Below are 23,397 nucleotides of genomic sequence, written 5' to 3'. Positions count from 1 at the left end.
TCCGCCTCGTGACGGCGCGGCCAACAACCAGATAAATACGGCTGGTGTTGGTTTCTTCAATGAATACAACTCCGGTTGCTAAAGCCACTGTCGGTGCCGCCCTCTCTACAGGGGGCGCCGAAACAAACGTCAACCTCGCCACACGCATCAATGAACTTCGCACCGCGCTGATCAACTACGGGTTGGCGGTATGATAGGAGAAACCATGTACACATTGACCTTTACCGAAGAGCAGATGGCGGTTCTCGACCGCGCCCCGCAGGACGTGCCTTTCAAATTTGCAATGCCGATCATTCAATCCATAAACGAGCAGCTTGTGAAGCAGCGCGATCCGGCTAAGGAAGCCGAAGAAGTGAAAAACTTGAAGAGCGCCTAAGCCGCCCGGCCTTCAACCGCAGCGAACCGGACTTTGTACATCGCCACCCACTTCTCGAAAGCGAAGTAGCTGATGGTCGCGGCTACAATTGTCAGCATCAGCGCGGTTGCCCACAATGTCCAATAGTCGCCGGCATTCGTCGCGGGTGCGATGGCATGTCCTCGCGCCTTCGTTGCCGTCCCGACCGAGTAGGCGATAACGGCAAAGTGATAGACGTACAGGCCATACGAGATTCGGCCCAGGAACCGCAACGGAGTGGCCGACAGGACCGTTGCTAGAAGCGGTGCGCGTAATCCGGCGTCGACCAGCCCGCCGAACATCAACGCCGCCAGAGGGTAACTGAAGGCAGAGGCCACGGGCGAGACCCACGGCGGCGCCAACGACAGGAAAGCAGCGCCAGCAACCACGGCTACGGCGATCGAGACCCCCCAATGCCACTGCGGTCGAAGGATGTAGAGCGCCATTCCGCACAGAACGCTCTCAGGTCGCAGGAACGGCGTAACCCAAATGATCGGGTGGCTCGCTCCGAGGCTGTAGACCGTCATCCGCGCAAGGAAGCAGTAGACGAACACAGTCAGCAGCGCTCCAAGGAAGACGGTTTTGCCGAACCGGCGATAGGCGAGAAAGACGAACGGATCAGCAGGTAAACCTGGAACTCGAATGAGAGCGTCCACAGGTGCGCTGTGTTTGGGATCGACAGGTTGTAGCTCTTGAACCACGCGACGGCGTTATCAAGAAAAAGTGCCAGACCAGCCAGCCGGAAGTAGCCATTGCCGTCCGGGCTGCCGTGGATCACCAGCATGGCGATCGGAAACAGGATCATCAGCGGGTAGATGCGTAGGAATCGGCGCACAAAGAAATTCCGCACGCCGATGCCGCCTGTCTTGACGTACTCCGCATCGAGCAAGTGGAAAAACAGGAACGACGATATCAGGAAGAACAACTCGACGCCGACCCAGCCGTAGTTGTGCATCTTGTCAAGTACGGCAGACACCGTGAAGTCCGACATGTGGTGGAAAAACACCGCAAGGAACGCGAAGAACCGCAGGCCGTCTAGCGGCGCCAAGTACAATTTTGGAGAGGTCATGGCCGGCTTCTCGCACCAAATCCCCACAACCTCAAGAGGCACCCATGGCCGTAACCCGCGAGAAGCAAAGCCTTGACCTCGTGCTGGTGCACGAAGGCGGCTACTCAAACCACCCTGCCGACCCTGGCGGCCCAACAATGAAGGGCGTTACCCAGCGCGTCTATGACGGCTACCGGAAGCGCAATGGCCCTTGCGCTTCAGGTATAGCAAGATGCCGGCAGCGTTGGCGCAGCCGGGTGAGGCCGTCCAACCGAAAGTCAAGCGGCAGTTCCGCTCCACTCTCCAATCGGAGAAAAATGGCTACAGTGCCGTCCTCTTTGATTGCGTGGCCTTCCACGCTGCCGTTGAAAGACAGTTAAAAGAAGGGCATGAGGAGCGCTGCCAAAGCTAGTTAGATTGGATGAGGCCTATGACGCAGAGCATTCTCGATAAGACATTGGCAGGGGCCCAGAAGGATCAGGAGACGGTTCGATCCGGCGAGCCGATCGGCAAGGTCCCCGACGGCGTGACGTTTCACGACATGACCGCTCACCTCGACGACAGGGGAAGCGTCACCGAGGTCTACGACCCTCGCTGGAATTGGCATCCCGATCCGCTTGTTTTTTGCTACATGTTTACCATACGACCGAGAACGGTGAAGGGTTGGGCGCTGCATAAGCTTCACGAGGATCGATACTTCGTTGTCGATGGCGAGATGGAGGTCGTCCTGTATGACCCAAGGCCCGAGTCGAGCACCTGCGGACAGGTATTTCGGATTGTTCTGTCTTCAGCCCGGCCACGCCTGATGAACATCCCCAGATTCGTCTGGCACGCGGACCACAACATCGGCGCGAGGGACGTTAGAGCAATCAATTTTCCTACAATGCAATATGACCACGCCAATCCCGACAAATACCGGCTGCCGCTGGATACCGATTTGATCCCGGTCGACTTTGGCGGCCTCAAGGGATGGTAGACGACGCTCCGCCGCTCTTCAGCGTTCTGATGCCGACCCATAATCGTCCCGACTCTCTTGCCTATGCGATCCAGTCGGTGCTGGCGCAGACGGAGCAATCGTTCGAGCTTCTGGTCGTTGGCGACGGTGCAGCACCGGAGACCGAAGCGGTCGTGAAAAGCTTTTCCGACCCGCGCATTCGTTGGTTTGATTTCCCCAAGGCGCCTCACTTTGGCTATGCCAATCGAAATCTGGCGCTTCGATCGTCACGCGGGGAATTGATAGCCTTCGCCGCCGACGATGACCTGATGATGCCGGATCATCTTGCACTCATGCGCGGCCAGTTCGTCGATCCGTCGGTGGCACTTGTCTACGGCCAGGTCCTCTGGGTCTCGACCGACGGCATTTGCGGTCCTGATCTTACCAACCTGTTTTTTCCCGAAGAGCGGCGCCAATTCATGGCGAGAGGGAACACGATAGCGGCCTCAGGCGTCGTATATCGCGCCAGCGCTCTTGCAGAGCGGACGGTGTGGCCAGAAGATGTGAACGGGGCGGGAGACTGGGAGATCTGGCGTCGGATCGTGCTCACAAAGGGCTTCGCCGCCGTGCGCTACCTTCGCCTTCCTACGTGCCTGCATTTCTCCGCTAAGTGGAAAAACCTCAGAGACTCCGGATTCGCGAGGCTGACGGGCTTCATCAAAGCGTGTGAGACGTCGATCTGGTTTCCGGCGCCGCTACGGGTCGCCATTCCGACAGGACACCTGGAACAAAAGGTCTTCTGGGACATCATGTGTGTCGATCCCGATGGCTGGACCGCGCTCATTCGGGAAGCCGCAGCCGACGCCGTGAACCGACTTGCGCTCGACCGTCTCGAAAAGCTGGCTACACCCGACTCGCCGCCCACACCACCTCCTCCCCCCGCTGCCCCAGATGACGGCCGAGCCGAGGCGCTTGCGGTAGAAGTACAGGCTCTCGCGATTGAAAGGGACGCTATGAAGATGGAGATGGAGGCGCTCAAGCGCTCGAAGAGTTGGCGTTGGACTGCCCCTTTAAGGCAATTGCGAAGGCATATCGGCCGATAGGAGCCGGCGCCAAAGGGCATGAAGCGGCCGGATAATCCTATTCGTCCCCGTCGCCGAGGTACGCCTTCACACGTCCGAAATCGCGGTACATTCCGCCGTCCGGGTGTTTCTTCTCATGCCAGGTGATCGCCCAATAGCCGGTGTCCTGAAGACCCTCCATGACCATCACCCGATCGCGGTCGGTCGGGAAATGCTCCTTGAGAAGATCCTTGACGGCATTCAAGCCGCCGTCTCGGTAGGCTTGCAGATATACATCATCTACCATGGGATAATTCCCCTTTTCGCGGACTGTTGCTACCGACAGGGATGTTGCAGCCGGTGCTCTAGCAAGAGGGTTAAGACCTCTTCGGTTTTGTCCCGCCGGTGCTTCTCTGCCAAAGCGACTCTATCATTGCTAGGCCCCAGCGGCATCGATATCAGGAGGTCGGTGAGTTGCGGGTTGCACTCGAAGAGGATTGCCCTGGCCAGTAGGTCGGCCGGCTCGCAGAGGCCTTTGAACCGGTCGATCCCGGCGCCAAGGCAGGCTTCGAACGCCTCCCGCTTAGTAGTTTCGGCGCCCGCGGTGCAGATCGTCGCACCCATCACCAACGAACAAAGCATCGCTTTCATGGCTGAAGCATCGCGCGCAAGCTTCGCCCCCGCAAGGGCGTGCTTGAGTTTTTAAAGGTGTCGGCGCATCATCACCGGCGGAGCGTGAGAACTCCCGCGGATGGCCCTGCCGGGCCATCTGCACCCAGAGCGTTGGCGGGGCGATCCCTCCAAGGATCGATATTGCCAACGGGTAGAACGAGCCGACTTAGCCGTCGGAGCGAACGGCAGCACTATGCCGGGAGAGCGGCGGCTATACAAGACCCGAAAGGGAAAGGCCGTTCGCGCATGGTCTCTGGCCATGTTCTCACCCTCCCGGCGCCAGTGCTGTCCACTGGCAACCGGCCGTGAGAAGCCGAAACCAGAGAGCCTACATCATGACCATCCATCAACCTGAAATGCGCCGTGAAGACGGGGCAATCTTCCTCACCGTGGCGGAAAACGACCGCCTGGGGATAGCAACCACGATAGAGCGACTGATCGACCTGCTCGACGCCATGAGCCCGGATCCTGATCTCGAGGAAAGCCTCGGATGGGGATATGGCAGCCAATTGGAATTGCACGCCCAGGACGGCGAGCGCGAGGAGGAGAACGAGCACGGTGGCGACGTCCAAGACGACACGATTCGCAGGACGAAGGGGACTACGAGCCGAGCCTTGGCTGGGGCAACCGTACGGGGCAAAGCGGCGTCGGGCTGGAAGCCTGGAGCCTTGAGGATGCCTGCGACATCAGCGGCCTCGGCGGGCCCGCGCTCTTCTCAGGCACGGGCTATGCGATCGGGAAGGCAATCCTACGAGAGTTTGCGCAGCGCCGCCCTGATGTGACGCAGGCCTATGTGAAGACGTCGTGCGCGATTGGGGGCGCTGGCGAAGCGGCGAGATCGGCGACGTACCTCTGCTGAAGATCATACCGGGGGTGACGCGCATCCTTCGCGACTGACCTTTCGCCAACTGGCGATAAATGGCCCGCCGCCCCGCGGTGCCGGGCTGGGCGCGCTAGATCATTCCGTGCCGAAACAACCAGCCCCCTGTCTTGCTATGGCGGGCTGCTTTTTAGAATTTCCGCTTCGGTCGATCGTCAATGGACCGAGTAATTGCATTCAGTTCTTCCTGCGATGGCACAGGGGGAGCTTCACCGGTCTTCCACCCCGTCGCCATCTGCCGTTGAACATGTTCCCAGAGTGGCCCGAGCACTTGGTTCATCGGGAAGCCTTTCGAGATCAATGGCAGCATGCTTGTATTGTTGATTCGACAGCCATCGGCATCATAAGCTGAATGCGCCCCGCCGCCTTCGCGGTAAGCCCATGCGCAAAGTGCTTGCGGTCCCACGGTCGCCGGCTCCTTCGCGCTGATCTCCCTGTTCATTCGCACGAACCATGCGCAGAGACGATCGGCCGCACGCTCCTTCGTTCTGGCACGAGCGGCCTGTCTCGTCATTGTTTGCATAATCGTCACGGGCAGGAAGTGGGGAGCGCCTGAGCCGAGAGCGATGCCAAAGCTATAAACACGCGGCCCGAGCTTCAAGTCCATCACCCGAAATTTGGTTTGGCCTTTCGTATCGATTGTCGAGGCACCCGTCTCCAGCCTCATTTGCATCTGGTCCAGCGACGTAATAGCCGCAACTCGGGCCTTCCCGTCGATGAAGCCCACATACCCGAACGTGTGGCCGGGGGCGTGTTTATCGAAGCCCTGCTCTTCGGCAGCAGCGGCAATTTCCCGCAAGGTCTGATCGAGCGTGCGGTTCGCTCCGCGCAGAACGCCCTCGATCCACTCGCAGACTTCGAAAGGCTTGCTACCTGATCTCGCGCCGGCGCCAGCATAGGTGATGAAGCCGTGACCGTCGGCGGTTTCCAGCCTGGCCATCTTGGTGGCCGCGAACGACTTCATGCTGTCCACGCCGCTGTATAGACGGTCTGCGCCGACGAACGCCACGCGAGCAGTAACCATTGCAAGGGCGAAGGTCATCGTTGCCCCAGATGTTGCCCTGTCCGGAACTCAAGTAAACGGTCAGGAAAGGGAAAGCGGGCTAAGTGTTTGGAAATGTTGGCTCCCCGGGCCGGATTCGAACCAGCGACCAACCGGTTAACAGCCGGTTGCTCTACCACTGAGCTACCGGGGAATAGAGGCTCTCATGTGAGTGGCGCAGCCTATAGCAAACCCTTTTCGGCTTTGCAAAGAAGCTTTCGCATTTTTTAGCGCATTTTCACCCAATGGTTTCTGGCAATCGCCGGATGACACCACATATGAGCCGTCTTGGGCGCCGTCGGACCTTGGTCGGCGGAACCTGAAAGGCGATTGCAGCCTTTAGCGCATATGGCTTTATCGAAGGCAACCGGATCGACTTTCGACATGACTGCAGCAGACGAAAACCAGGCACCGGCGCGGAAAATCTCGGTGTTCGGGCGCGAGTTCACCATGCCGCGCTCGCGCGGGCTGAGGATCGCCATCGGTATCGTGCTGGTGTTTTTCGGCCTTCTCGGTTTCCTGCCGATTCTCGGCTTCTGGATGATTCCGCTCGGCCTTTTGGTGCTTTCCTACGAATTTGCCGCGGTGCGCCGCCTGCGGCGCCGGTTCGTCGTCTGGTGGGAACGGCGTCGCCGGCCAAATTGAAAGCGATGGCGCGCGGTCCCGGTTCAGTGGACGCTTCGCTTCCAGCCCCCCGCAGACCTTCCCCTCGAATATCTCCTTGAGAACGGCAGCCCCTGGTGTCAGCCGCGCGTTTACGGTGAAAGCCAGTTTGCACCCGCTGCGTAAAGCTGCGGGTTCGAGTTTCGCCGGTCGCGCAGCCATGCTTGAGGAGCGGCCAATATGCCGGTGCGCCAAGCGCTGAAATCGCTCGGGAACCACGTTGCGGCGGCTGATGAGGAAAGCGCGCCGGAATGCCGCGCGGACGCTTGACGACCTTTCGCTGCCACCATATTGAGTTCGCTCGCCGGGAGCGATGAGGCCTCGTGGCGGAGTGGTTACGCAGAGGACTGCAAATCCTTGCACCCCGGTTCGATTCCGGGCGAGGCCTCCAATCGCTTCAACTCCCGCATGCCGGGGGCTTGAGTTCGAATGCGCCGCAGTGTCGGCGCGACAAGCGCATTTCAGCGCATTGGCTTTTGACGGATTGGTTGGGACATGAGCGCTGATTTCTCCGAACTTCGCGTCAAGATGGTCGACGGCCAGGTCCGCACCACCGATGTGACCGACGCAGCATTGCTCGATGCCATGCTTGCCGTGCCGCGCGAGGCCTTTGTCGGGGCCGGCCAACAGGCTCTCGCCTATATTGACGAGGATATCCGCATCTCCGACGGCGCCGATGGCAGCGGTGCGCGCTACCTCATGGAGCCGTCGCCACTGGCCAAGCTTTTGCAGTTGGCCGAGATCGACGTCGGCGATTCGGTGCTCGATGTCGGCTGCGGAACCGGTTATTCCGCGGCGCTGCTGTCCAGGCTGGCCAAATCCGTCGTGGCGCTGGAAAGCGATACCACACTGGCGGAAGCAGCCAAAGCGGCGCTTTCGGCGCAGGGCTGCGATAACGTCACCGTGGTCACCGGCCCACTGCCGCAAGGTCATGCCGCCAAGGCGCCCTACAATGTGATTCTCATCGGCGGCAGCGTCGAGAAAGTGCCTGCGGCGCTGCTTGACCAGCTTGCCGAAGGCGGCCGGCTGGTGGCTGTGGAAGGGCAGGGCAATGCGGGCGTAGCCCGGCTCTTTTTCAACGCAGGGGGGGTTGTAACAGGAAGACGGGCATTTAATGCGGCAATTAAGCCACTACCCGGATTTGAACGCATTCATGCCTTCGAGTTCTAAGTGATTTTGCCTTGCAGCAAAGACTCTGTCATGTTGGCTTACGATTGAACAATCGTTGCTGATTGGTTAACCGGGGTTTCGGGAGCTGTCAGCGGGGGAACGATAGATCGACGCGGCGCTGGCCGATCCCTAGGGATGGGCTGGCGTGGCGTGGTTCCCGTGCAAAACGAATGAGGGATATAAAGTGCCGTCCTTAGCCAAGAGTCTGTTTGTTACCGTCCTCATTTCCGCGACAGCGCTTTCGCCGATAGCCGCCTCGGCGGAAACCATTCTCGGCGCGCTTTCCAAGGCCTACCAGAACAATTCCTCGCTGAATTCGGCCCGTGCCGGCGTGCGCGTCACCGATGAGGGCGTGGCGATCGCCAAGTCGGGCTATCGCCCGGTGATCACTGGTTCGGCTGATATCGATTACACCTCCAGGCACCTAAACGGCAGGAACGCGAGCCTGGCATTGACCACCGGCAGCTTCGGCGTTCGGATTGACCAGACGCTGTTCGACGGCTTCCAGACCAAGAACAGGGTCGCGTCGGCCGCTGCACAGGTGAGGGCCTCGGTCGAGGGCCTGCGCAACACCGAAGAGAACACGCTGTTCAACGCGGCGAGCGCCTATATGGACGTGATTCGCGACCGCCAGGTGGCGGTGCTGACCGAACAGAATCTGCAGTTCCTGACCGAGCAGGCGCGCGCGGCACGCTCGCGCTTCGAGGTCGGCGAGGGCACGCGCACCGATGTGGCGCAGGCCGACGCGTCTCGTTCGGCCGCGGTGGCGCAATTGAGTGCTGCCCGTGCGCAGGCTCTGGCCAGTGCAGCAACCTATCATCAGATCGTCGGTGACGAGCCGGGCAAGCTCAAGGCCGCGTCGCCGTTGGCGAAGCTGTTGCCGAGGAGTCTCGATGCGGCGATCGGCATTGCATCGAACGAGCATCCGGCCATCCTGGCCGCCCTACATTCCGTCGATGCAGCGGGATTTGATGTAAAGACGCAGGAAGGTGCGTTGCTGCCGCAGTTGACTGCTAGTGCCGGCCTTTCCCATGCCTATCAAAATACTGTACCTGGCGCGGGGAATTCGGACGGCGACTCCAATGCCGCCACCGTCGGCGCGACGCTGACCGTTCCGATCTATTCGGGCGGCCGTACCTCCGCACTCGTTCGTCAGTCGAAGGAATCGCTCAGCCAGGCTCGCATCGAGGTGGATGTCAGCCGTGACTCGGTGCGCCAGGCCGTGACCTCGGCATGGACGCAATACATCGCAGCGCGGGAAAGCGTCGACGCTAATCGGCAGGTGATCGCGGCCGCACAGTTGGCGCTCAACGGCGTCATCGAGGAGCGCAATGTCGGACAGCGCACCACGCTCGACGTGTTGAATGCCCAGAACGCCGTCATCTCGGCAAAGATCGACCTCGCCAGCTCCGAGCGCGATGTGGTTGTAGCGAGCTACGCCATCCTGTCGGCCATGGGCCGCCTGTCGGCCGATCGCCTGGCGTTGAATGTGGTGAAGTACAAGCCTGAAGAGCACTACAGAGCCGTAAAGGACAAATGGATCGGGCTGCGTACGCCGGACGGTCGTTGAGCCCACCTGGGCGGCTCAAGTCCCGCCAGGGTTGAAGCATTTCACGCCGCGCTTCCCATGGATGCGCGGCGTTTGTCTTTTGTAGCCTAAATTGTTGAAATCCGGCGTCTTCCGAGATTGGGGATTCTCGGATGGCGATCCGTCGGCTACGCTGTCGCCATGATTCGTATCCGGCTTTGCCGGACAGGAATCCAGGAACGGGTCACTACAGCGCCACGCGTCCGATGGATGCGCAAAGGACGCTGTAGAATTTTGATTTGCGCCTGATCCTCTTCGAAAATCGAAGATCGATTTTCGGGATCATGCGCGGGGGCGGCGGATGTGACGATGGCGACGGCAAGCAGCGCACAGCGCGAACCTTCCATGGAAGAAATACTGGCTTCCATCAGGAGGATCATCGAAGACAGCGACACCGGCCGCAAGCTGCCGGGCGACGCCGATGAGTTGCGCCAGGACCTTGTGCCGGCCGCCGGGCCTGTTTCGGATGTTGAGGCCTTCCGCAGCGAATTGCACAGCTCGACCGAAAGCAAGAAGCCGGTGACGCTGGCCGAGGTGCAGGCCCAACTGGCCGAGCCGGTGGTTGCGCGGCTGGAGCCGCGGTCCGAGCCGTCGCCAGTGAAGCCTGCCATTGCGGCAAATGCCACGACCGCCGCGCCACCCGCGCATGCTCCGATGACATTGGCGGAAGTAAGCGCCAGGATAGCCAGTGAGCCAGCTCCCGCCGTCAGGGCAGAAGCTGCAGTGCGGGCAAAGGCGGAAACCACCGACTCGATCGTCACGGATTGGCGCCGCGAAATCGCGGCCGTTGGCAATCAGGCAAAACCGGCTGACACAGTACGGCGGCCCGAGATCAGGCAGCCGAAGATCAGGCAGCCGGAGACTGAAAATCGGCAGGCAGCAATCGCGGAGGTCGAGGCTTTCGAGGACGATCTCGCTGCCGAGCCGGCTTTCGAGCCTCGTCCTTCGCGCAGCGAGCACGCGCGCCCGGCCGATACAACCCCGGCCCGTCCGGCGATCGTTTCGGAACATACGGGACGGCAGGTCGCAGCCGCCTTCGGCGAGCTCTCCGACGCCTTCGCCAGCCGCAGCAAGAAGACCTTCGACGAGATGGCCGAGGAGATGCTGCGGCCGATGTTGCAGGACTGGCTGGACAACAATCTGCCGACGCTGGTCGAGCGCCTGGTACGCGAAGAAATCGAGCGCGTCGCGCGCGGCGCGCAATAGACATCACCATAGCCCGTTCCGGATTAAGGCGCCGCCTTCGGGCGACGCTTTCGCTGCAGGTCAGCTTCCGGCCGATGTCGCGAACACGATCAGCTTACCGTCGGGATCGCTGACGATGAAGGTGCAGGCATGGCCTTCCCGTTGAAATGACCAGGGCCCCGCCTATTTGCGTTGAAGGACTGAGGCCGCCCTCGCGGTTGACTTGGCCAAAACCTTCCGATTTACACCGGGTCAGCAAAACTCCCGACCGCGCGGACCATTTTCCCATGCTTGAAAAGACCTACGACGCCAAGACCGTCGAGCCCAGGATCGCCAAAATCTGGGAAGAGGCGGACGCATTTCGCGCCGGCGCCGGCGCCGAGGAGGGGGCGGAGGCCTTCACCATCGTCATCCCGCCGCCCAACGTCACCGGCTCGCTGCATATGGGCCATGCACTCAACAACACGCTGCAGGACATACTCGTGCGCTTCGAGCGCATGCGCGGCAAAAACGTGCTGTGGCAGCCCGGCATGGATCATGCCGGCATCGCCACGCAGATGGTGGTCGAACGCCAGCTGATGGAAAAGCAGATACATCGCCGCGATCTCACCCGCGAACAGTTCATCGACAAGGTCTGGGAGTGGAAGGCCGAGTCCGGCGGCGCCATCTTCAACCAGCTGAAGCGGCTCGGCGCCTCGGCGGACTGGTCGCGCGAACGCTTCACCATGGATGAAGGCCTGTCCAAGGCCGTGCTCGAAGTTTTTGTCAGCCTCTACAAGGAAGGGCTGATCTACAAGGACAAGCGCCTTGTGAACTGGGACCCGAAGCTGTTGACGGCGATCTCCGACCTGGAGGTCGAGCCGCAGGAGGTCAATGGCAATCTCTGGCACTTCCGCTATCCGATCGAGGGCGAGATTTTCGATCCGGAAAATCCTGGGACATTCATCACCGTGGCGACGACACGGCCCGAGACGATGCTGGGCGATACGGCAGTCGCCGTGCACCCGGACGACGAGCGCTACTGGCATCTGGTCGGCAAGAATGTCGTGTTGCCGATCGTCGGCCGGAAAATTCCGGTTGTGGCTGACGAGTATTCCGACCCGGAAAAGGGTTCCGGCGCCGTCAAGATCACGCCGGCGCACGACTTCAACGATTTCGAGGTTGGCAAGCGCCACAAGCTGCCGGCGATCAACATCCTGACCATCGAGGCGGCAATAACGCTCAGGGATAACGAGGATTTTCTCGCCGGGCTCGACGTGACGCCGGAGCGCCAGGCCGTCTGGGACGAGCTCGACGGTCTCGACCGTTTCGTCGCGCGCAAGAAAATCGTCGAGCTGATGGAGGCCGGCGGCTTCCTCGACAAGATCGAGCCGCATCGCCACGCCGTGCCGCATGGCGACCGCGGCGGCGTGCCGATCGAGCCGTTTCTGACCGAGCAGTGGTATGCAAACGCCGCCGAGCTGGCCAAGCCGGCGATCGCATCGGTGCGCGAAGGCCGTACCAACTTCGTGCCGAAGAACTGGGAAAAGACCTATTTTGACTGGATGGAGAACATTCAGCCCTGGTGTATTTCACGCCAGCTGTGGTGGGGTCATCAGATCCCGGCCTGGTACGGGCCGGACGGCCGCGTCTTCGTCGAGAAATCAGAGGAAGAGGCGTTGGCTGCAGCGATTGAATATTATCTGGCGCTGGAAGGTCCATGGAAGGCCTGGGTCGAGGACAAACTCGAGAATTTCAAGCCGGGCGAGATCCTGAGCCGCGACGAGGACGTGCTCGACACCTGGTTCTCGTCTGCACTGTGGCCGTTCTCGACGCTCGGCTGGCCGGATCAAACGCCGGAGCTCAAGACCTATTACCAGACCGACGTGCTGGTGACCGGTTTCGACATCATCTTCTTCTGGGTCGCGCGAATGATGATGATGGGCCTGCATTTCATGCACGAGGAGCCGTTCCACACCATCTATGTGCACGCGCTGGTGCGCGACAAGAACGGGCAGAAGATGTCGAAGTCGAAAGGCAACGTCATCGATCCGCTCGACCTCATCGACGAGTTTGGCGCCGACGCACTGCGCTTCACGCTGACGGTGATGGCGGCGCAGGGGCGCGACGTGAAGCTCGATCCGGCGCGCATCGCCGGCTACCGCAATTTCGGCACCAAGCTGTGGAACGCGACACGCTTTGCCGAGATGAACGAGGTCGCGCGCAATGACGATTTCTGGCTGAACGACGCCAAGCTGCCGGTCAACCGCTGGATCCTGACCGAGCTGACCAGGGCGTCGCACGCGATGACCGAGGGCATCACCGGCTACCGCTTCAACGAAGCAGCGGGCGCTGCCTACCGCTTCGTCTGGAACCTGTTTTGCGACTGGTATCTGGAACTGCTGAAGCCGGTGTTCATGGGCGCCGACGAGGCGGCCAAAGCCGAAAGCCGCGCCTGCGTCGCCTTCGTGCTCGACGAGATCTACAAGCTGCTTCACCCCATGATGCCGTTCATGACGGAGGAGCTGTGGGCGCAGACGGCAGGTGGGGGCAGGCCGCGCGCAACGCTGCTGTGCCACGCCGCCTGGCCGTCGCCCGACTTCGAGGACGCCGATGCAGCCGCCGACATCAACTGGCTGGTCGATCTGGTCTCCGGTATTCGCTCCGTGCGCTCTGAAATGAACGTGCCGCCGGCGGCGATCGCGCCGCTGGTGGTGGTCGGCGCCAGCGCCGAGACTCACCAGAGGCTGGAACGCCATGCGTCCGCCATCAAGCGGCTGGCGCGGGTCGGCGACATCTCGCTGCAGGACGCCGCACCCAAGGGCTCGGCCCAGATCGTGCTCAACGAGGCGACGATCTGCCTGCCGCTCGGCAGCCTGATCGATCTGTCCGCCGAGGCGGCGCGGCTGCAGAAGGAACTGGCCAAGGTGACCGAGGAAATCGCGCGGTTGCACAAGAAGCTGTCGAACGAACGGTTCGTCGCCAGCGCGCCGGAAGAGATCGTCGCGGCCGAGCGCGAAAAACTCGACGAATACCGCGATCAGCAGGAGAAGCTTTCGGTGGCGCTGACCAGGGTGCGCGACGCCGGTTGACGGCCGGATTCGCGAGACGCTTGCAGCGCTTCGCGAAGGTTCTTTTGCTCGAAAAATAGGCGTTCCGTAACGTTAATATTGACGTAAACGGAAAGTTTCGACCTCATTGTTGCCATAATGTAACAATGGGGCAGAATGCCGGCAAAATAGCTGGTTTTGGGTGCTGTTTTCAGCGGTTTTACCTGATTTGTTCCCCAGTCTGCCGCCCAAATGGTCATTTTCGAACCTACCGGCCAGGCCGCCACTGTGTTCGAAATGCGGTCCGCTAGAGTGTACATGTACGCTATTCGAATTCATTGTTGCGCCGTTAACCCGAATTGGTTCTAGCTTGACGCACTAGTATTTCGGGGAGGACATCCATGAGCAATTTGCGTTTGAAAGCACTGCTGGGGGCAGGGTGTTTTTCGCTGGGTCTGATCGGTTCCGTGCATGCCGGCGGCCTGGAGCGCGGCGGCTATGACATCGATCTGCTGTTCGATCCCGCGCAGGTCACGGGCGAGGTTACCGGCACCTATGTGATGCCGCAGCGCGACCTCAAGAATGTGGTGGACGCGAATCCGGCTGACGGCCCCCTTAACGCGTTGGGCCTTTCCAACAGCGCCCGCGATACCGCAAGTTATTGGGTGCCGAGCGTGGGCATCAAGGCTGGTATGGGCCCGGTCGATTGTCTTGTCGACTATGGCCAACCGATCGGTGCGTACAGCAATCCCGGCGTTAACTGGGCCGGCGCGAACGGCAATATCGTAACCAAGGTCAAGAGCGAGGCCGTGGGCGGAACCTGCTCGTACAAAATGGACGTCGGCAAAGGCCAGTTTCGTTTCATCGGCGGCGTGTTCCATGAGGACGTCTCGGGCTTCAAGGAACAGCTGGTCGCTCCGCTTCCCGTATTTTTGGGTACAGGCATCGGGCGCCTTGATCTCAAGGGAGACGGCTGGGGATGGCGCGTCGGTGCCGCCTATGAAATTCCTGATATCGCGCTGCGCGCCAGCCTGGTCTACAATTCAGCCGTCAAGCTCGACAACCTCTCGGGGACCCTTGATCTGACCCAGGTTCCCGGATTCCTCGACCCAACTAATCCGATTTTGGGTCGCATAACCGACGTAAGCGGTTCTTCGGAGGTGCCTGAGTCTTTGGAACTCAAGCTCCAGTCAGGTATTGCTCCTGGTTGGCTCGCGTTTGGATCCATAAAGTGGGTCAATTGGAGCGTGTTGCAGAGCATACCATTCTGCCCGACCGGCGCCCCGGGGGCTTGCACCACGACCGGCCCCACCCGCGCTACATCGCTTGATCTGCTCTACCGGGATGGCTGGACGGTCTCAGGCGGTATCGGTCACAAGTTCAACGATCAGTGGAGCGGCGCCGCCATTCTGACCTGGGATCGCGGAACCTCCACCGGTCTGAGCGCCCAGACGGACACCTGGACGGTTGGCGGTGGCGTGGCTTACACGCCGACCCAGAACATCGAGGTTCGTCTTGGTGGGGCGCTGGGCGTGCTTACCAGCGGGTCGATCCATCCAGTCGTAGGCGACGATGGCGTCACCTATGGTACGGACTACACCGCTGACTTCGGCAACGATCTTGTGTCGGCCATTTCAACTTCGTTGAAGGTGAAGTGGTAAGCCTTTCAAATTGAAAAGAAAAAGGCCGGTCATCCCCGGTCTTTTTCTTATGCGGGCACCGCGTCGAGCCTTGTCGGCGAGAGTTGGCGTTGCAGATACGCCGCACGGGCGTGGCCTCTCGCGATTGTGACGTTTTGGCAACAGTTTCTGAACAACCCCCGCGCTAGACTTCCGCCCGACCAAATTGCCCATTTCCCGCCATAAACCCGGCGCACCTCGAATTTGTCTCGGGACACGCGCCAAAAGGCTCGGCGATGAGGCAGGCCGCGCCGCCCGCGGCAAGGAAGAGAATGGACGCCAAAGTCATCTCCAAGGCCAAGCTGCCTAGCCGCCATGTGACCGTCGGTCCGGCGCGTGCGCCGCACCGTTCGTATCTCTATGCCATGGGGTTGTCGGCGGCCGAGATCGCGCAGCCGCTGGTCGGCGTTGCCTCCTGCTGGAACGAAGCGGCGCCTTGCAACATCTCGCTGATGCGCCAGGCGCAAGTGGTCAAGAAAGGCGTCGCGGCCGCCAACGGCACGCCGCGCGAATTCTGCACCATCACCGTCACCGACGGCATCGCCATGGGCCACCAGGGCATGAAGTCGTCGCTGGTGTCGCGCGATGTCATCGCCGATTCGGTCGAACTCACCATGCGCGGCCATTGCTACGATGCGCTGGTCGGCCTTGCCGGCTGCGACAAGTCGCTGCCCGGCATGATGATGGCCATGGTGCGGCTCAACGTGCCGTCGATCTTCATCTATGGCGGCTCGATCCTGCCGGGCTCTTATCGCGGCCGCCAGATCACCGTGCAGGACGTGTTCGAGGCGGTCGGCCAGCATTCGGTCGGCACGGTCAGTGATGCCGAACTGCTCGAGATCGAGCAGGCGGCGTGTCCGTCCGCCGGCTCCTGCGGGGCCCAGTTCACCGCCAACACCATGGCCACCGTCGCCGAGGCGATCGGCCTGGCGCTGCCCTATTCCTGCGGCGCGCCGGCGCCTTACGAGATGCGCGACCGCTTCAATTTCGCCTCCGGCGAAAAGATCATGGAGCTGATCGCCAAGAACATCCGGCCGCGCGACATCGTCACGCTGAAGGCGCTGGAGAATGCGGCGACCGTGGTCTCGGCCACCGGCGGCTCGACCAATGCGGCTTTGCACCTGCCGGCGATCGCGCATGAGGCAGGCATCAAGTTCGACCTGTTCGACGTTGCCGCGATTTTCGAGAAGACGCCCTACATCGCCGACCTCAAGCCGGGCGGCAAATATGTCGCCAAGGACATGTTCGAGGCCGGCGGCATTCCGCTGTTGATGAAGACGCTGCTCGACCATGGCTATCTGCATGGCGACTGCATGACCGTGACTGGCCGTACTTTGGCCGAAAACATGGAGCATGTTGCCTGGAATGATAGCCAGGATGTGGTCCGTCCCGCCAACCGACCAATCACCCAAACCGGCGGTGTCGTGGGCTTGAAGGGCAACCTTGCCCCCGAAGGCGCGATCGTGAAGGTCGCGGGCATGACGGAGCTGAAATTCTCAGGTCCGGCACGGTGTTTCGATTCGGAAGAGGAATGTTTCGAGGCGGTCACGCACCGCAACTACCGGGAAGGCGAGGTTCTCGTCATCCGTTACGAAGGTCCGCGCGGCGGCCCGGGCATGCGCGAGATGCTGTCGACGACGGCGGCGCTCTACGGCCAGGGCATGGGCGGCAAGGTCGCCCTCATCACCGACGGTCGTTTTTCGGGCGCGACGCGCGGTTTCTGCATCGGCCATGTCGGGCCAGAAGCTGCCGTTGGCGGCCCGATCGGACTGCTGAAGGATGGCGACGTGATCTCGATCGACGCAACCAAAGGCACGATCGAGGTCGACCTGTCCGAGGCTGAACTGGCAACGAGGGCGAAGGCCTGGAAGGCGCGCACGACCGACTATCAGTCGGGCGCGATCTGGAAATATGCACAGACGGTAGGGCCAGCCCGCGACGGCGCGGTCACCCATCCCGGCGGTGCCAAAGAAACACATTGCTATGCGGATATCTGAGTTGTTGAGGTCGTCTGTCCTTCCGGCACTGGTCGCTGTTGCGATCTTTGGCGCCGTGGGCCAGGCCATGGCCTTCGACGACAAGGTGTTCGACGACAAGACCGGCGTGAAGCCGCAATCGAGCCCATGGGCCGTGTTCCAGTTCGGCTTCTCCGCCTACAAGAGCGGCCACAAGGAACAGGCGGTCGAGGCCTATAAATACGCCGCCGAAAACGGCCAGATCGGCGCCACCTGGAAGCTCGCGCGCATGTATGCCGAAGGCGACGGCGTGACGCGCGACGACTATGCGGCGTTCAAGTTCTTCTCCGAGATCGTCGATCAGGATGTCGAGCCGGGGTCGCCGGAGGAAAGCTATGTCTCCGACGCGCTGGTGGCGTTGGGCGACTATCTCAGGACAGGCATTCCCGGTAGCCCGGTCGAGGAAAACGAGGTCGCGGCGCAGGAATATTACATGCGTGCGGCCGCCAACTACCGCAATCCGAACGCCCAGTTCGAGATGGGCCAGATGTTCCTGAAGGGCGAGGGCGGCGTGAAGGCCAGCGTCAAGCAGGCCGGTCGCTGGTTCCAGCTCGCTGCCGAAAAGGGCCATGCCGGCGCCCAGGCGACGCTCGGCAATCTTCTGTTCCAGAGCGGCAAGATCGTGCGCGGGCTGGCCATGATGACCGCCGCGCTCGAACGCGCCTCGCCGAGCGACCAGCCGTGGATCCGCGGCATGCAGGAAGAGGCATTTGCCGCCGCCGGCGAAGCCGACCGCCGCACGGCGATTTCGCTTGCCGACGATCTTCTCACCAAGGGTGGTGACGACCAGTGAAATTGCCAATCTCCCCCCTTGTGGGGGAGATGCCCGGCAGGGCAGAGGGGGGCGCTGTCCCGCTGGCATTTCAGTTGACTAAAGTTTGCCCGGGTTGGACTGAGAGGGTGAGCTTGTTTGACCGAAAGGTCGCCTTTCTTCGCGCTCCCCCTGGCCTGCCGGCCATCTCCCCCTCAAGGGGGGAGATTAGCTCACATCCATCAGTTCTCGGTGAGTTCCGCCGGCATCGCTCTGTACACCGGCATCGAGATCGGCGTGACGTGAAGATGCGGCTTAATCGTGCTGTCGGGACAGGTATCGCCGATCTTGGTCCATGAGGTGTTGTTGAGCACCAGGTCGCAGCGGGCCATATGGCTCTTGTCTGAAACCGTCAGGCAGGTGACCTGGCCGACTTGGTAGGACTTGCCATTGGCCAGGCACTGCTGGTCGGCAAGTGCCGCTGCAGGGGAGGCCATGGCAAATGCCAGGCCGATTGGACAAAGGAGGAATCGTAGTGCCATGGAACCCCAGCCGCCATGCTGATCTCTGACTGAATGGCGCGATTGTGGCGATATCAGGGTTTCGGCTGATATCAAGCCGGCAGCAGCGCCAGATCGATCGCCACCGGCACGTGGTCGGAAGGTTTTTCCCAGGCGCGCACGTGCTTTTCAATCGAGGCCGAGGAAAAGCGGTTGGCGGCTTCGGGCGACAACAGCAGATGGTCGATGCGGATGCCGTTGTTCTTCTGCCAGGCACCGGCCTGGTAATCCCAGAAGGTATAGACATCGGCCGCATCGGTGACGGCGCGCACTGCCTCGGTGAAGCCGAGATTCTTCAGCCGCCGGAAGGCCTGCCGGGTCTGCGGCTGGAACAGCGCATCGCCAAGCCAGTTCTCGGGGAAGCGCGCATCGACCGGCTCGGGGATGACATTGTAGTCGCCGGCCAGCACCAGCGCCTCCTCCAGAAGCAGGCGCTGCTCGGCCCAGCGATGCAGCCGTTCCATCCAGGCCAGCTTGTAGGGAAACTTCTTCTCGTCATCGACCGGGTTGCCGTTGGGCAGATAGAGCGAGGCGACGCGCAGCGCGCCCTGGTCGGTCGAGAACACGCCCTCGATGAAGCGCGCCTGCTCGTCGGTGTCATCACCGGGCAGGCCTCGGATAACCTCGTCGAACGGAAGCTTCGACAGCAGGGCGACGCCGTTAAAGCCCTTCTGGCCATGGGTTTCCACGTTGTAGCCAAGCGCCTCGATCTCGGCGCGCGGGAACTGCTCGTCGACCGACTTGATCTCCTGCAGGCAGACGATGTCGGGCTGGCTTTCGCTCAGCCAGTGGGTGAGGTTGCCGATGCGGGCGCGAATGCCGTTAATGTTCCAGGTGACGATTTTCATGGGCGGCCTCAGGGATGTTCGGGCGAAAGACGTTCGACAAGCCCGATCGTATTGCCTGCCGGGTCCTTTAGAAAGGCCATCCACTCGCTTTCCCCCGCCGTTCCGAACGTGCCTTCGGTGTCGTTGTGGACGAGCGCCGGCGGTGCGGTGAAGGGAACGCCGGACGCTTTCGCCTCGGCGTGGAAGGCTTCGAGCCCGGCTATATCGAGATAGACGGTGCCGGCCGGAACGCCATCGGTGAACAGCAACCTGATATCACCGGCCATGATGAAGGCAATGCCCGGCGGATCGTAGCGGGCGTGAACGTTGAGGCCGAGCACATCGCGCCAGAAGGCCAGCGTCACGTCGAGATCGCGCCCGGCCGACAGTGCGACCTGACGGACCGGGCCGACGCCGGACATCTGCCTAGATGGAGAAACTGGTGCCGCAGCCGCAGGAGGCGACTGCATTGGGGTTGCGGATCTGGAACGACTGGCCCATCAGATCGTCGACGAAGTCGATCACCGAGCCGCCCATATAGACCAGCGACAAATCGTCGATCAGCACGGTGGCGCCGTCCTTTTCGATGGCGACGTCGTCGTCATTGCGCGTATCGACCAGGTCGAACCTGTAGGAAAAGCCGGAGCAACCGCCGCCCTCTACGGAGACGCGCAGCGCCGTCTTGCCGGTCTCGCCAGAGACGATTTTCGCGATCCGCCTGGCGGCGGACTCGGTCATCTCGACTTTCATGGCAGTCTTGGCATCAGCGCCCATGGGCGTCACCTTGCTTTCGGTTTCACATGATAGGTATGAAGCGCGAAGGGGCAAGTCAACTGCGGCGGCATCAGCCATGACAAATGAGCTTGGCGACATTGGGTTCGGCTATCGGCCGCGCGCGGCCTATGCCAGCGACCCAGCCAGGTCGCGCGGGCGGCTCTATGACGAGGTCGAGAGCCCGACTCGCACGCCATTCCAGCGCGACCGCGACCGCATCATCCATTCCACCGCCTTCCGCCGCCTGAAGCACAAGACGCAGGTGTTCGTCGCCCATGAAGGCGACCACTATCGCACCCGGCTGACGCATTCGATCGAGGTCGCGCAGATTGCGCGGGCTCTGGCGCGAGCGCTGCGCGGCGACGAGGATCTGGCCGAGGCGGTCGCCTTGGTGCACGATTTCGGTCACACGCCGTTCGGCCATACCGGCGAGGACGCGCTGAACGAGCGGATGGCCCAATGGGGCGGCTTCGACCACAATGCGCAGTCGCTGCGCGTGGTGACGCGGCTGGAGCGGCGCTATGCCGAGTTCGACGGGCTAAACCTGACCTGGGAAACGCTGGAAGGGCTGGTCAAGCACAATGGGCCGCTGACAGATGCCAAGGGAAAAGGGCTCAAAGGCCCGGTGCCGCAGGCGATCCGCGACTATTCCGAGCTGCACGACCTCGAACTCGACCATTTCGCCGGCATCGAGGCGCAATGTGCTGCGATCGCCGACGATATCGCCTACAACACCCATGACATCGACGACGGCCTGCGCTCCGGCTTCCTGACCTTGGACATGCTGGAAACGGTGGCGCTGCCGGGATCGATCCTGGCAAGCGTGCGCGCGCGCTATCCGGGCCTGGACGATGTGCGCACCGGCCATGAGCTGATGCGCCGGCAGATCACGATGATGGTCGAGGATGTCATTGTTTCCACCACCGCCAATCTTGAGCGCATCAAGCCTGACAGCGCCGAAGCGGTGCGGGCGGCGGGCGAAACGATGGTGACCTTTTCCGCTGACGTGGCGGCGACCGAGAAGGAATTGAAGACCTTTCTCTACAAGCACCTCTACCGGCATGACGAGGTGATGCGCGTTCGCACTCAGGCCGAGCAGATCGTGCGCGACCTGTTCGATGTCTATTTCGCCGATCCGCGCGCCATGCCGGACGGCTGGCGGGAGGGGCTCGACCGGGCGGAGGACCGCATCAAGGCGCGCAGCGTCGCCGATTTCCTGGCGGGTATGACGGATACCTACGCCTTGAAGGAACACCGCCGTCTGTTTGACCATACGCCCGATTTAAGCTAGGGCGGGCGCGATTTGCCGGCCAATGAGCCGGTTCCCCTGCACAGTCCGCCAGAGCAAGACCCATGAACATCTTCGCCGATTTCAGCGCGCGAATCACAAAAGCCGTCGAAGCGCTTGATTTGAAAGACAGTAATGGCGTTTCGCCCGACCTGTCGCGCATCGCCGTCGAGCCGCCGCGCGACGCCAGCCATGGCGATCTCGCCACCAATGCGGCGATGGTACTGGCCAAGCCGACAGGGCACAACCCGCGGGCGCTGGCCGAGCGGCTGGTGGAAGTGCTGCGCAGCGACGCCGATGTTGCCGAAGCCGACGTCGCCGGTCCCGGCTTCGTCAATCTCCGGCTCAAGGACGGTTTCTGGCAGGCGCATCTGACTGCGCTGCTGGGCGAGGGCCAAAACTACGGCCGCTCGACCATTGGTGGCGGCAAGAAGACCAATGTCGAATATGTCTCGGCCAATCCGACCGGGCCGATGCATGTCGGCCATTGCCGGGGCGCGGTTGTCGGCGACACGCTCGCCAATCTGATGGCCTTCGCCGGCTATGACGTCACCAAGGAATACATCATCAACGACGCCGGCGCGCAGATCGACGTGCTCGGGCGTTCGGCCTTCCTGCGCTACCGCGAAGCGCTGGGCGACGACATTGGCGAAATACCGGCCGGTCTCTATCCCGGCGATTACCTTGTGCCGGTCGGTCAGGCGCTGGCTGCCGAATTTGGCCGCAAGCTCTTGCAGATGCCCGACGATCAGTCGCTGGCAATCGTCAAGGACCGCACGATCGACGCCATGATGGTGATGATCCGCGAGGATCTGGCGTTGCTCAATGTGCATCACGACGTTTTCTTCTCCGAGCGCACGCTGCATGCCGACAATGCCAAAAAAATCCGCTCGGCGATCAACGATCTGACGCTGAAGGGCCATATCTACAAGGGCAAGCTGCCGCCGCCCAAGGGCGAGAAGCCGGACGACTGGGAAGACCGCGAGCAGACGCTGTTTCGCTCGACGGCGGTCGGCGACGACATGGACAGGGCGCTGGTCAAGTCCGACGGCTCGTTCACCTATTTCGCCGCCGACGTCGCCTATCTCAAGGACAAGGTCGACCGCGGTTTCGTCGGCCTGATCTATGTGCTGGGCGCCGACCATGGCGGCTACGTCAAGCGGCTGGAAGCGCTGGCGCGGGCGATTGCAGGCGATGATCTGAAGCTGCAACTCACGGTGCTCCTGTGCAATCTGGTGAAGCTGTTTCGCGATGGCGAACCGGTTCGGATGTCGAAGCGGTCGGGCGACTTCGTGACCTTGCGCGAAGCGGTGGAGGAGGTGGGCCGCGATGCGATCCGCTTCATGATGCTCTACCGCAAGAGCGACGCGCCGCTCGACTTCGATTTCGCCAAGGTCACCGAACAGTCCAAGGACAATCCCGTGTTCTACGTGCAGTACGCTTCGGCGCGCTGTCATTCGGTGTTCCGGCAGGCGAGCGAGCAACTGGGCGAGGCCAATTTCGACCGCAACAGCCTGGCCGCGGCCTCGGCGTCGCTCACCGACGAGGGCGAGATCGGCCTGATCCGGAAGCTGGCTGAATATCCCCGGCTGGTCGAATCTGCGGCCCTTGCGCTGGAGCCGCACCGGCTGGCATTCTACCTCTACGATCTGGCTTCCAGCTTCCATGGACACTGGAATCGGGGCACCGAGAATGCCGACTTACGTTTTGTTAAGGTTAACGACCGACAATTGACTCATGCCAGACTAGGGCTGGTGCAGGCTGTTTCGGATGTTTTGACCTCCGGCCTGACGCTGATTGGGGCTGATGCGCCCACTGAGATGCGTTAGGTTTAACT

General features: G+C 61.6%; 25 protein-coding genes and 2 tRNA genes. 16 read left to right on the top strand and 11 right to left on the bottom strand.

The genetic code is table 11. From position 1 onward, the window contains the following. Positions 1-205: 205 nt before the first annotated feature. Positions 206-376, top strand: a complete 171-nt coding sequence (locus NKI15_RS03800) for a hypothetical protein (RefSeq protein ID WP_156932365.1) — start codon at positions 206-208, stop codon at positions 374-376. Here NKI15_RS03800 and NKI15_RS03795 read toward each other — a convergent pair. Both NKI15_RS03795 and NKI15_RS03790 read right to left on the bottom strand, forming a co-directional pair. Next, complete coding sequence (locus NKI15_RS03795) at positions 373-1,050, bottom strand: acyltransferase family protein (protein ID WP_352514110.1); 678 nt, start codon at positions 1,048-1,050, stop codon at positions 373-375. The two genes, NKI15_RS03800 and NKI15_RS03795, sit on opposite strands and share 4 nt — an antisense overlap. Then, on the bottom strand, positions 951-1,463 hold the full coding sequence (locus NKI15_RS03790) for an acyltransferase family protein (protein ID WP_352514109.1): 513 nt from the start codon (positions 1,461-1,463) through the stop codon (positions 951-953). Before NKI15_RS03790 ends, NKI15_RS03795 begins: the two co-directional genes overlap by 100 nt. A gap of 44 nt (positions 1,464-1,507) precedes the next feature. Between NKI15_RS03790 and NKI15_RS31965 the strand changes: the two genes are divergently transcribed. From NKI15_RS31965 to NKI15_RS03775, 3 genes are read left to right on the top strand one after another with little or no spacing between them, the layout of a single operon-like run. Further along, positions 1,508-1,822, top strand: coding sequence for a glycosyl hydrolase 108 family protein (locus NKI15_RS31965; RefSeq protein ID WP_502895746.1), 315 nt, complete (start codon positions 1,508-1,510; stop codon positions 1,820-1,822). Between the two features lie 50 nt (positions 1,823-1,872). Beyond that, positions 1,873-2,418 carry a cupin domain-containing protein gene (locus NKI15_RS03780; RefSeq protein WP_023681672.1) on the top strand — a complete coding sequence of 182 codons (546 nt, stop codon included), beginning with the start codon at positions 1,873-1,875 and terminating at the stop codon, positions 2,416-2,418. After that, positions 2,412-3,479, top strand: a complete 1,068-nt coding sequence (locus tag NKI15_RS03775; protein ID WP_023746767.1) for a glycosyltransferase family 2 protein — start codon at positions 2,412-2,414, stop codon at positions 3,477-3,479. The genes NKI15_RS03780 and NKI15_RS03775 overlap by 7 nt, the downstream gene beginning before the upstream one ends. 37 nt (positions 3,480-3,516) lie before the next feature. On the opposite strand, the gene NKI15_RS03770 is transcribed toward NKI15_RS03775, so the two are convergent. Beyond that, a complete protein-coding gene (locus NKI15_RS03770; protein ID WP_023746766.1) occupies positions 3,517-3,744 on the bottom strand; it encodes a hypothetical protein in 228 nt (75 codons plus the stop codon). Positions 3,745-3,773: 29 nt separating this feature from the next. Continuing rightward, positions 3,774-4,088 carry a hypothetical protein gene (locus NKI15_RS03765; protein WP_023739027.1) on the bottom strand — a complete coding sequence of 105 codons (315 nt, stop codon included), beginning with the start codon at positions 4,086-4,088 and terminating at the stop codon, positions 3,774-3,776. Between the two features lie 356 nt (positions 4,089-4,444). Here NKI15_RS03765 and NKI15_RS03760 point away from each other — a divergent pair, with 356 nt between their 5' ends. Beyond that, entirely contained in the window at positions 4,445-4,891 is a 447-nt protein-coding gene (locus NKI15_RS03760) for a hypothetical protein (protein WP_156932364.1), read from the top strand. Between the two features lie 228 nt (positions 4,892-5,119). Here NKI15_RS03760 and NKI15_RS03755 read toward each other — a convergent pair whose 3' ends face one another. Further along, positions 5,120-6,031, bottom strand: coding sequence for a hypothetical protein (locus tag NKI15_RS03755; protein WP_023746764.1), 912 nt, complete (start codon positions 6,029-6,031; stop codon positions 5,120-5,122). A 79-nt stretch (positions 6,032-6,110) separates the two neighbouring features. Beyond that, a tRNA-Asn gene (locus NKI15_RS03750) sits at positions 6,111-6,185 on the bottom strand. A 230-nt stretch (positions 6,186-6,415) separates the two neighbouring features. Here NKI15_RS03750 and NKI15_RS03745 point away from each other — a divergent pair. The 6 genes from NKI15_RS03745 (at position 6,416) to NKI15_RS03720 (ending at position 13,708) form a co-directional block, all read left to right on the top strand. Continuing rightward, positions 6,416-6,676, top strand: a complete 261-nt coding sequence (locus NKI15_RS03745) for a PGPGW domain-containing protein (protein ID WP_027050334.1) — start codon at positions 6,416-6,418, stop codon at positions 6,674-6,676. Between the two features lie 335 nt (positions 6,677-7,011). Beyond that, a tRNA-Cys gene (locus tag NKI15_RS03740) sits at positions 7,012-7,085 on the top strand. A 104-nt stretch (positions 7,086-7,189) separates the two neighbouring features. Further along, positions 7,190-7,864: a protein-L-isoaspartate O-methyltransferase family protein gene (locus NKI15_RS03735; RefSeq protein ID WP_023706014.1), complete on the top strand. Its 675-nt coding sequence runs from the start codon at positions 7,190-7,192 to the stop codon at positions 7,862-7,864. A 184-nt stretch (positions 7,865-8,048) separates the two neighbouring features. Further along, positions 8,049-9,434: a TolC family outer membrane protein gene (locus NKI15_RS03730; RefSeq protein ID WP_352885785.1), complete on the top strand. Its 1,386-nt coding sequence runs from the start codon at positions 8,049-8,051 to the stop codon at positions 9,432-9,434. A gap of 327 nt (positions 9,435-9,761) precedes the next feature. After that, the gene (locus NKI15_RS03725; RefSeq protein ID WP_023706013.1) at positions 9,762-10,658 is read left to right on the top strand and encodes a PopZ family protein; all 897 of its coding nucleotides are present in this window, start codon (positions 9,762-9,764) and stop codon (positions 10,656-10,658) included. 266 nt (positions 10,659-10,924) lie between these two features. Beyond that, positions 10,925-13,708: a valine--tRNA ligase gene (locus tag NKI15_RS03720; protein ID WP_023706012.1), complete on the top strand. Its 2,784-nt coding sequence runs from the start codon at positions 10,925-10,927 to the stop codon at positions 13,706-13,708. On the opposite strand, the gene NKI15_RS03715 is transcribed toward NKI15_RS03720, so the two are convergent. Continuing rightward, positions 13,657-13,986, bottom strand: a complete 330-nt coding sequence (locus NKI15_RS03715) for a hypothetical protein (RefSeq protein WP_156932363.1) — start codon at positions 13,984-13,986, stop codon at positions 13,657-13,659. The genes NKI15_RS03720 and NKI15_RS03715 overlap by 52 nt on opposite strands. An 81-nt stretch (positions 13,987-14,067) precedes the next feature. On the opposite strand from NKI15_RS03715, the gene NKI15_RS03710 reads away from it, so the two are divergent. The 3 genes from NKI15_RS03710 to NKI15_RS03700 all read left to right on the top strand — a co-directional run bounded on the left by NKI15_RS03710 (position 14,068) and on the right by NKI15_RS03700 (position 18,153). Continuing rightward, entirely contained in the window at positions 14,068-15,327 is a 1,260-nt protein-coding gene (locus NKI15_RS03710; RefSeq protein WP_023706011.1) for an OmpP1/FadL family transporter, read from the top strand. A gap of 290 nt (positions 15,328-15,617) precedes the next feature. Further along, positions 15,618-17,342, top strand: coding sequence for a dihydroxy-acid dehydratase (ilvD, locus tag NKI15_RS03705; RefSeq protein WP_023688211.1), 1,725 nt, complete (start codon positions 15,618-15,620; stop codon positions 17,340-17,342). Continuing rightward, entirely contained in the window at positions 17,329-18,153 is an 825-nt protein-coding gene (locus NKI15_RS03700; RefSeq protein WP_023714413.1) for a tetratricopeptide repeat protein, read from the top strand. Before ilvD ends, NKI15_RS03700 begins: the two co-directional genes overlap by 14 nt. 200 nt (positions 18,154-18,353) lie before the next feature. Here the strand turns inward: NKI15_RS03700 and NKI15_RS03695 are convergent, their stop codons facing one another. The 4 genes from NKI15_RS03695 to erpA all read right to left on the bottom strand — a co-directional run bounded on the left by NKI15_RS03695 (position 18,354) and on the right by erpA (position 20,272). Continuing rightward, positions 18,354-18,608: a hypothetical protein gene (locus NKI15_RS03695; RefSeq protein ID WP_245271807.1), complete on the bottom strand. Its 255-nt coding sequence runs from the start codon at positions 18,606-18,608 to the stop codon at positions 18,354-18,356. Positions 18,609-18,724: 116 nt separating this feature from the next. Beyond that, the gene (gene xth / locus NKI15_RS03690) at positions 18,725-19,519 is read right to left on the bottom strand and encodes an exodeoxyribonuclease III (RefSeq protein ID WP_023706008.1); all 795 of its coding nucleotides are present in this window, start codon (positions 19,517-19,519) and stop codon (positions 18,725-18,727) included. Between the two features lie 8 nt (positions 19,520-19,527). Beyond that, positions 19,528-19,920 (bottom strand): VOC family protein, encoded by a 393-nt coding sequence (locus tag NKI15_RS03685; protein WP_023667697.1) that lies wholly within the window; start codon positions 19,918-19,920, stop codon positions 19,528-19,530. Positions 19,921-19,924: 4 nt separating this feature from the next. Beyond that, entirely contained in the window at positions 19,925-20,272 is a 348-nt protein-coding gene (gene erpA, locus NKI15_RS03680; RefSeq protein ID WP_031242581.1) for an iron-sulfur cluster insertion protein ErpA, read from the bottom strand. Positions 20,273-20,348: 76 nt separating this feature from the next. Between erpA and NKI15_RS03675 the strand changes: the two genes are divergently transcribed. Together NKI15_RS03675 and argS are read left to right on the top strand one after the other, a co-directional pair. Further along, the gene (locus tag NKI15_RS03675) at positions 20,349-21,563 is read left to right on the top strand and encodes a deoxyguanosinetriphosphate triphosphohydrolase (RefSeq protein WP_023739017.1); all 1,215 of its coding nucleotides are present in this window, start codon (positions 20,349-20,351) and stop codon (positions 21,561-21,563) included. Positions 21,564-21,625: 62 nt separating this feature from the next. Further along, on the top strand, positions 21,626-23,389 hold the full coding sequence (gene argS, locus NKI15_RS03670; protein ID WP_352514107.1) for an arginine--tRNA ligase: 1,764 nt from the start codon (positions 21,626-21,628) through the stop codon (positions 23,387-23,389). Positions 23,390-23,397: the final 8 nt, after the last annotated feature.

The sequence above is a fragment of the Mesorhizobium sp. M0862 genome, assembly GCF_040319795.1.
Classification (GTDB): domain Bacteria; phylum Pseudomonadota; class Alphaproteobacteria; order Rhizobiales; family Rhizobiaceae; genus Mesorhizobium.
Note: the sequence above shows the minus strand (reverse complement) of the source record. Positions and strands in the feature narration are given on the sequence as shown.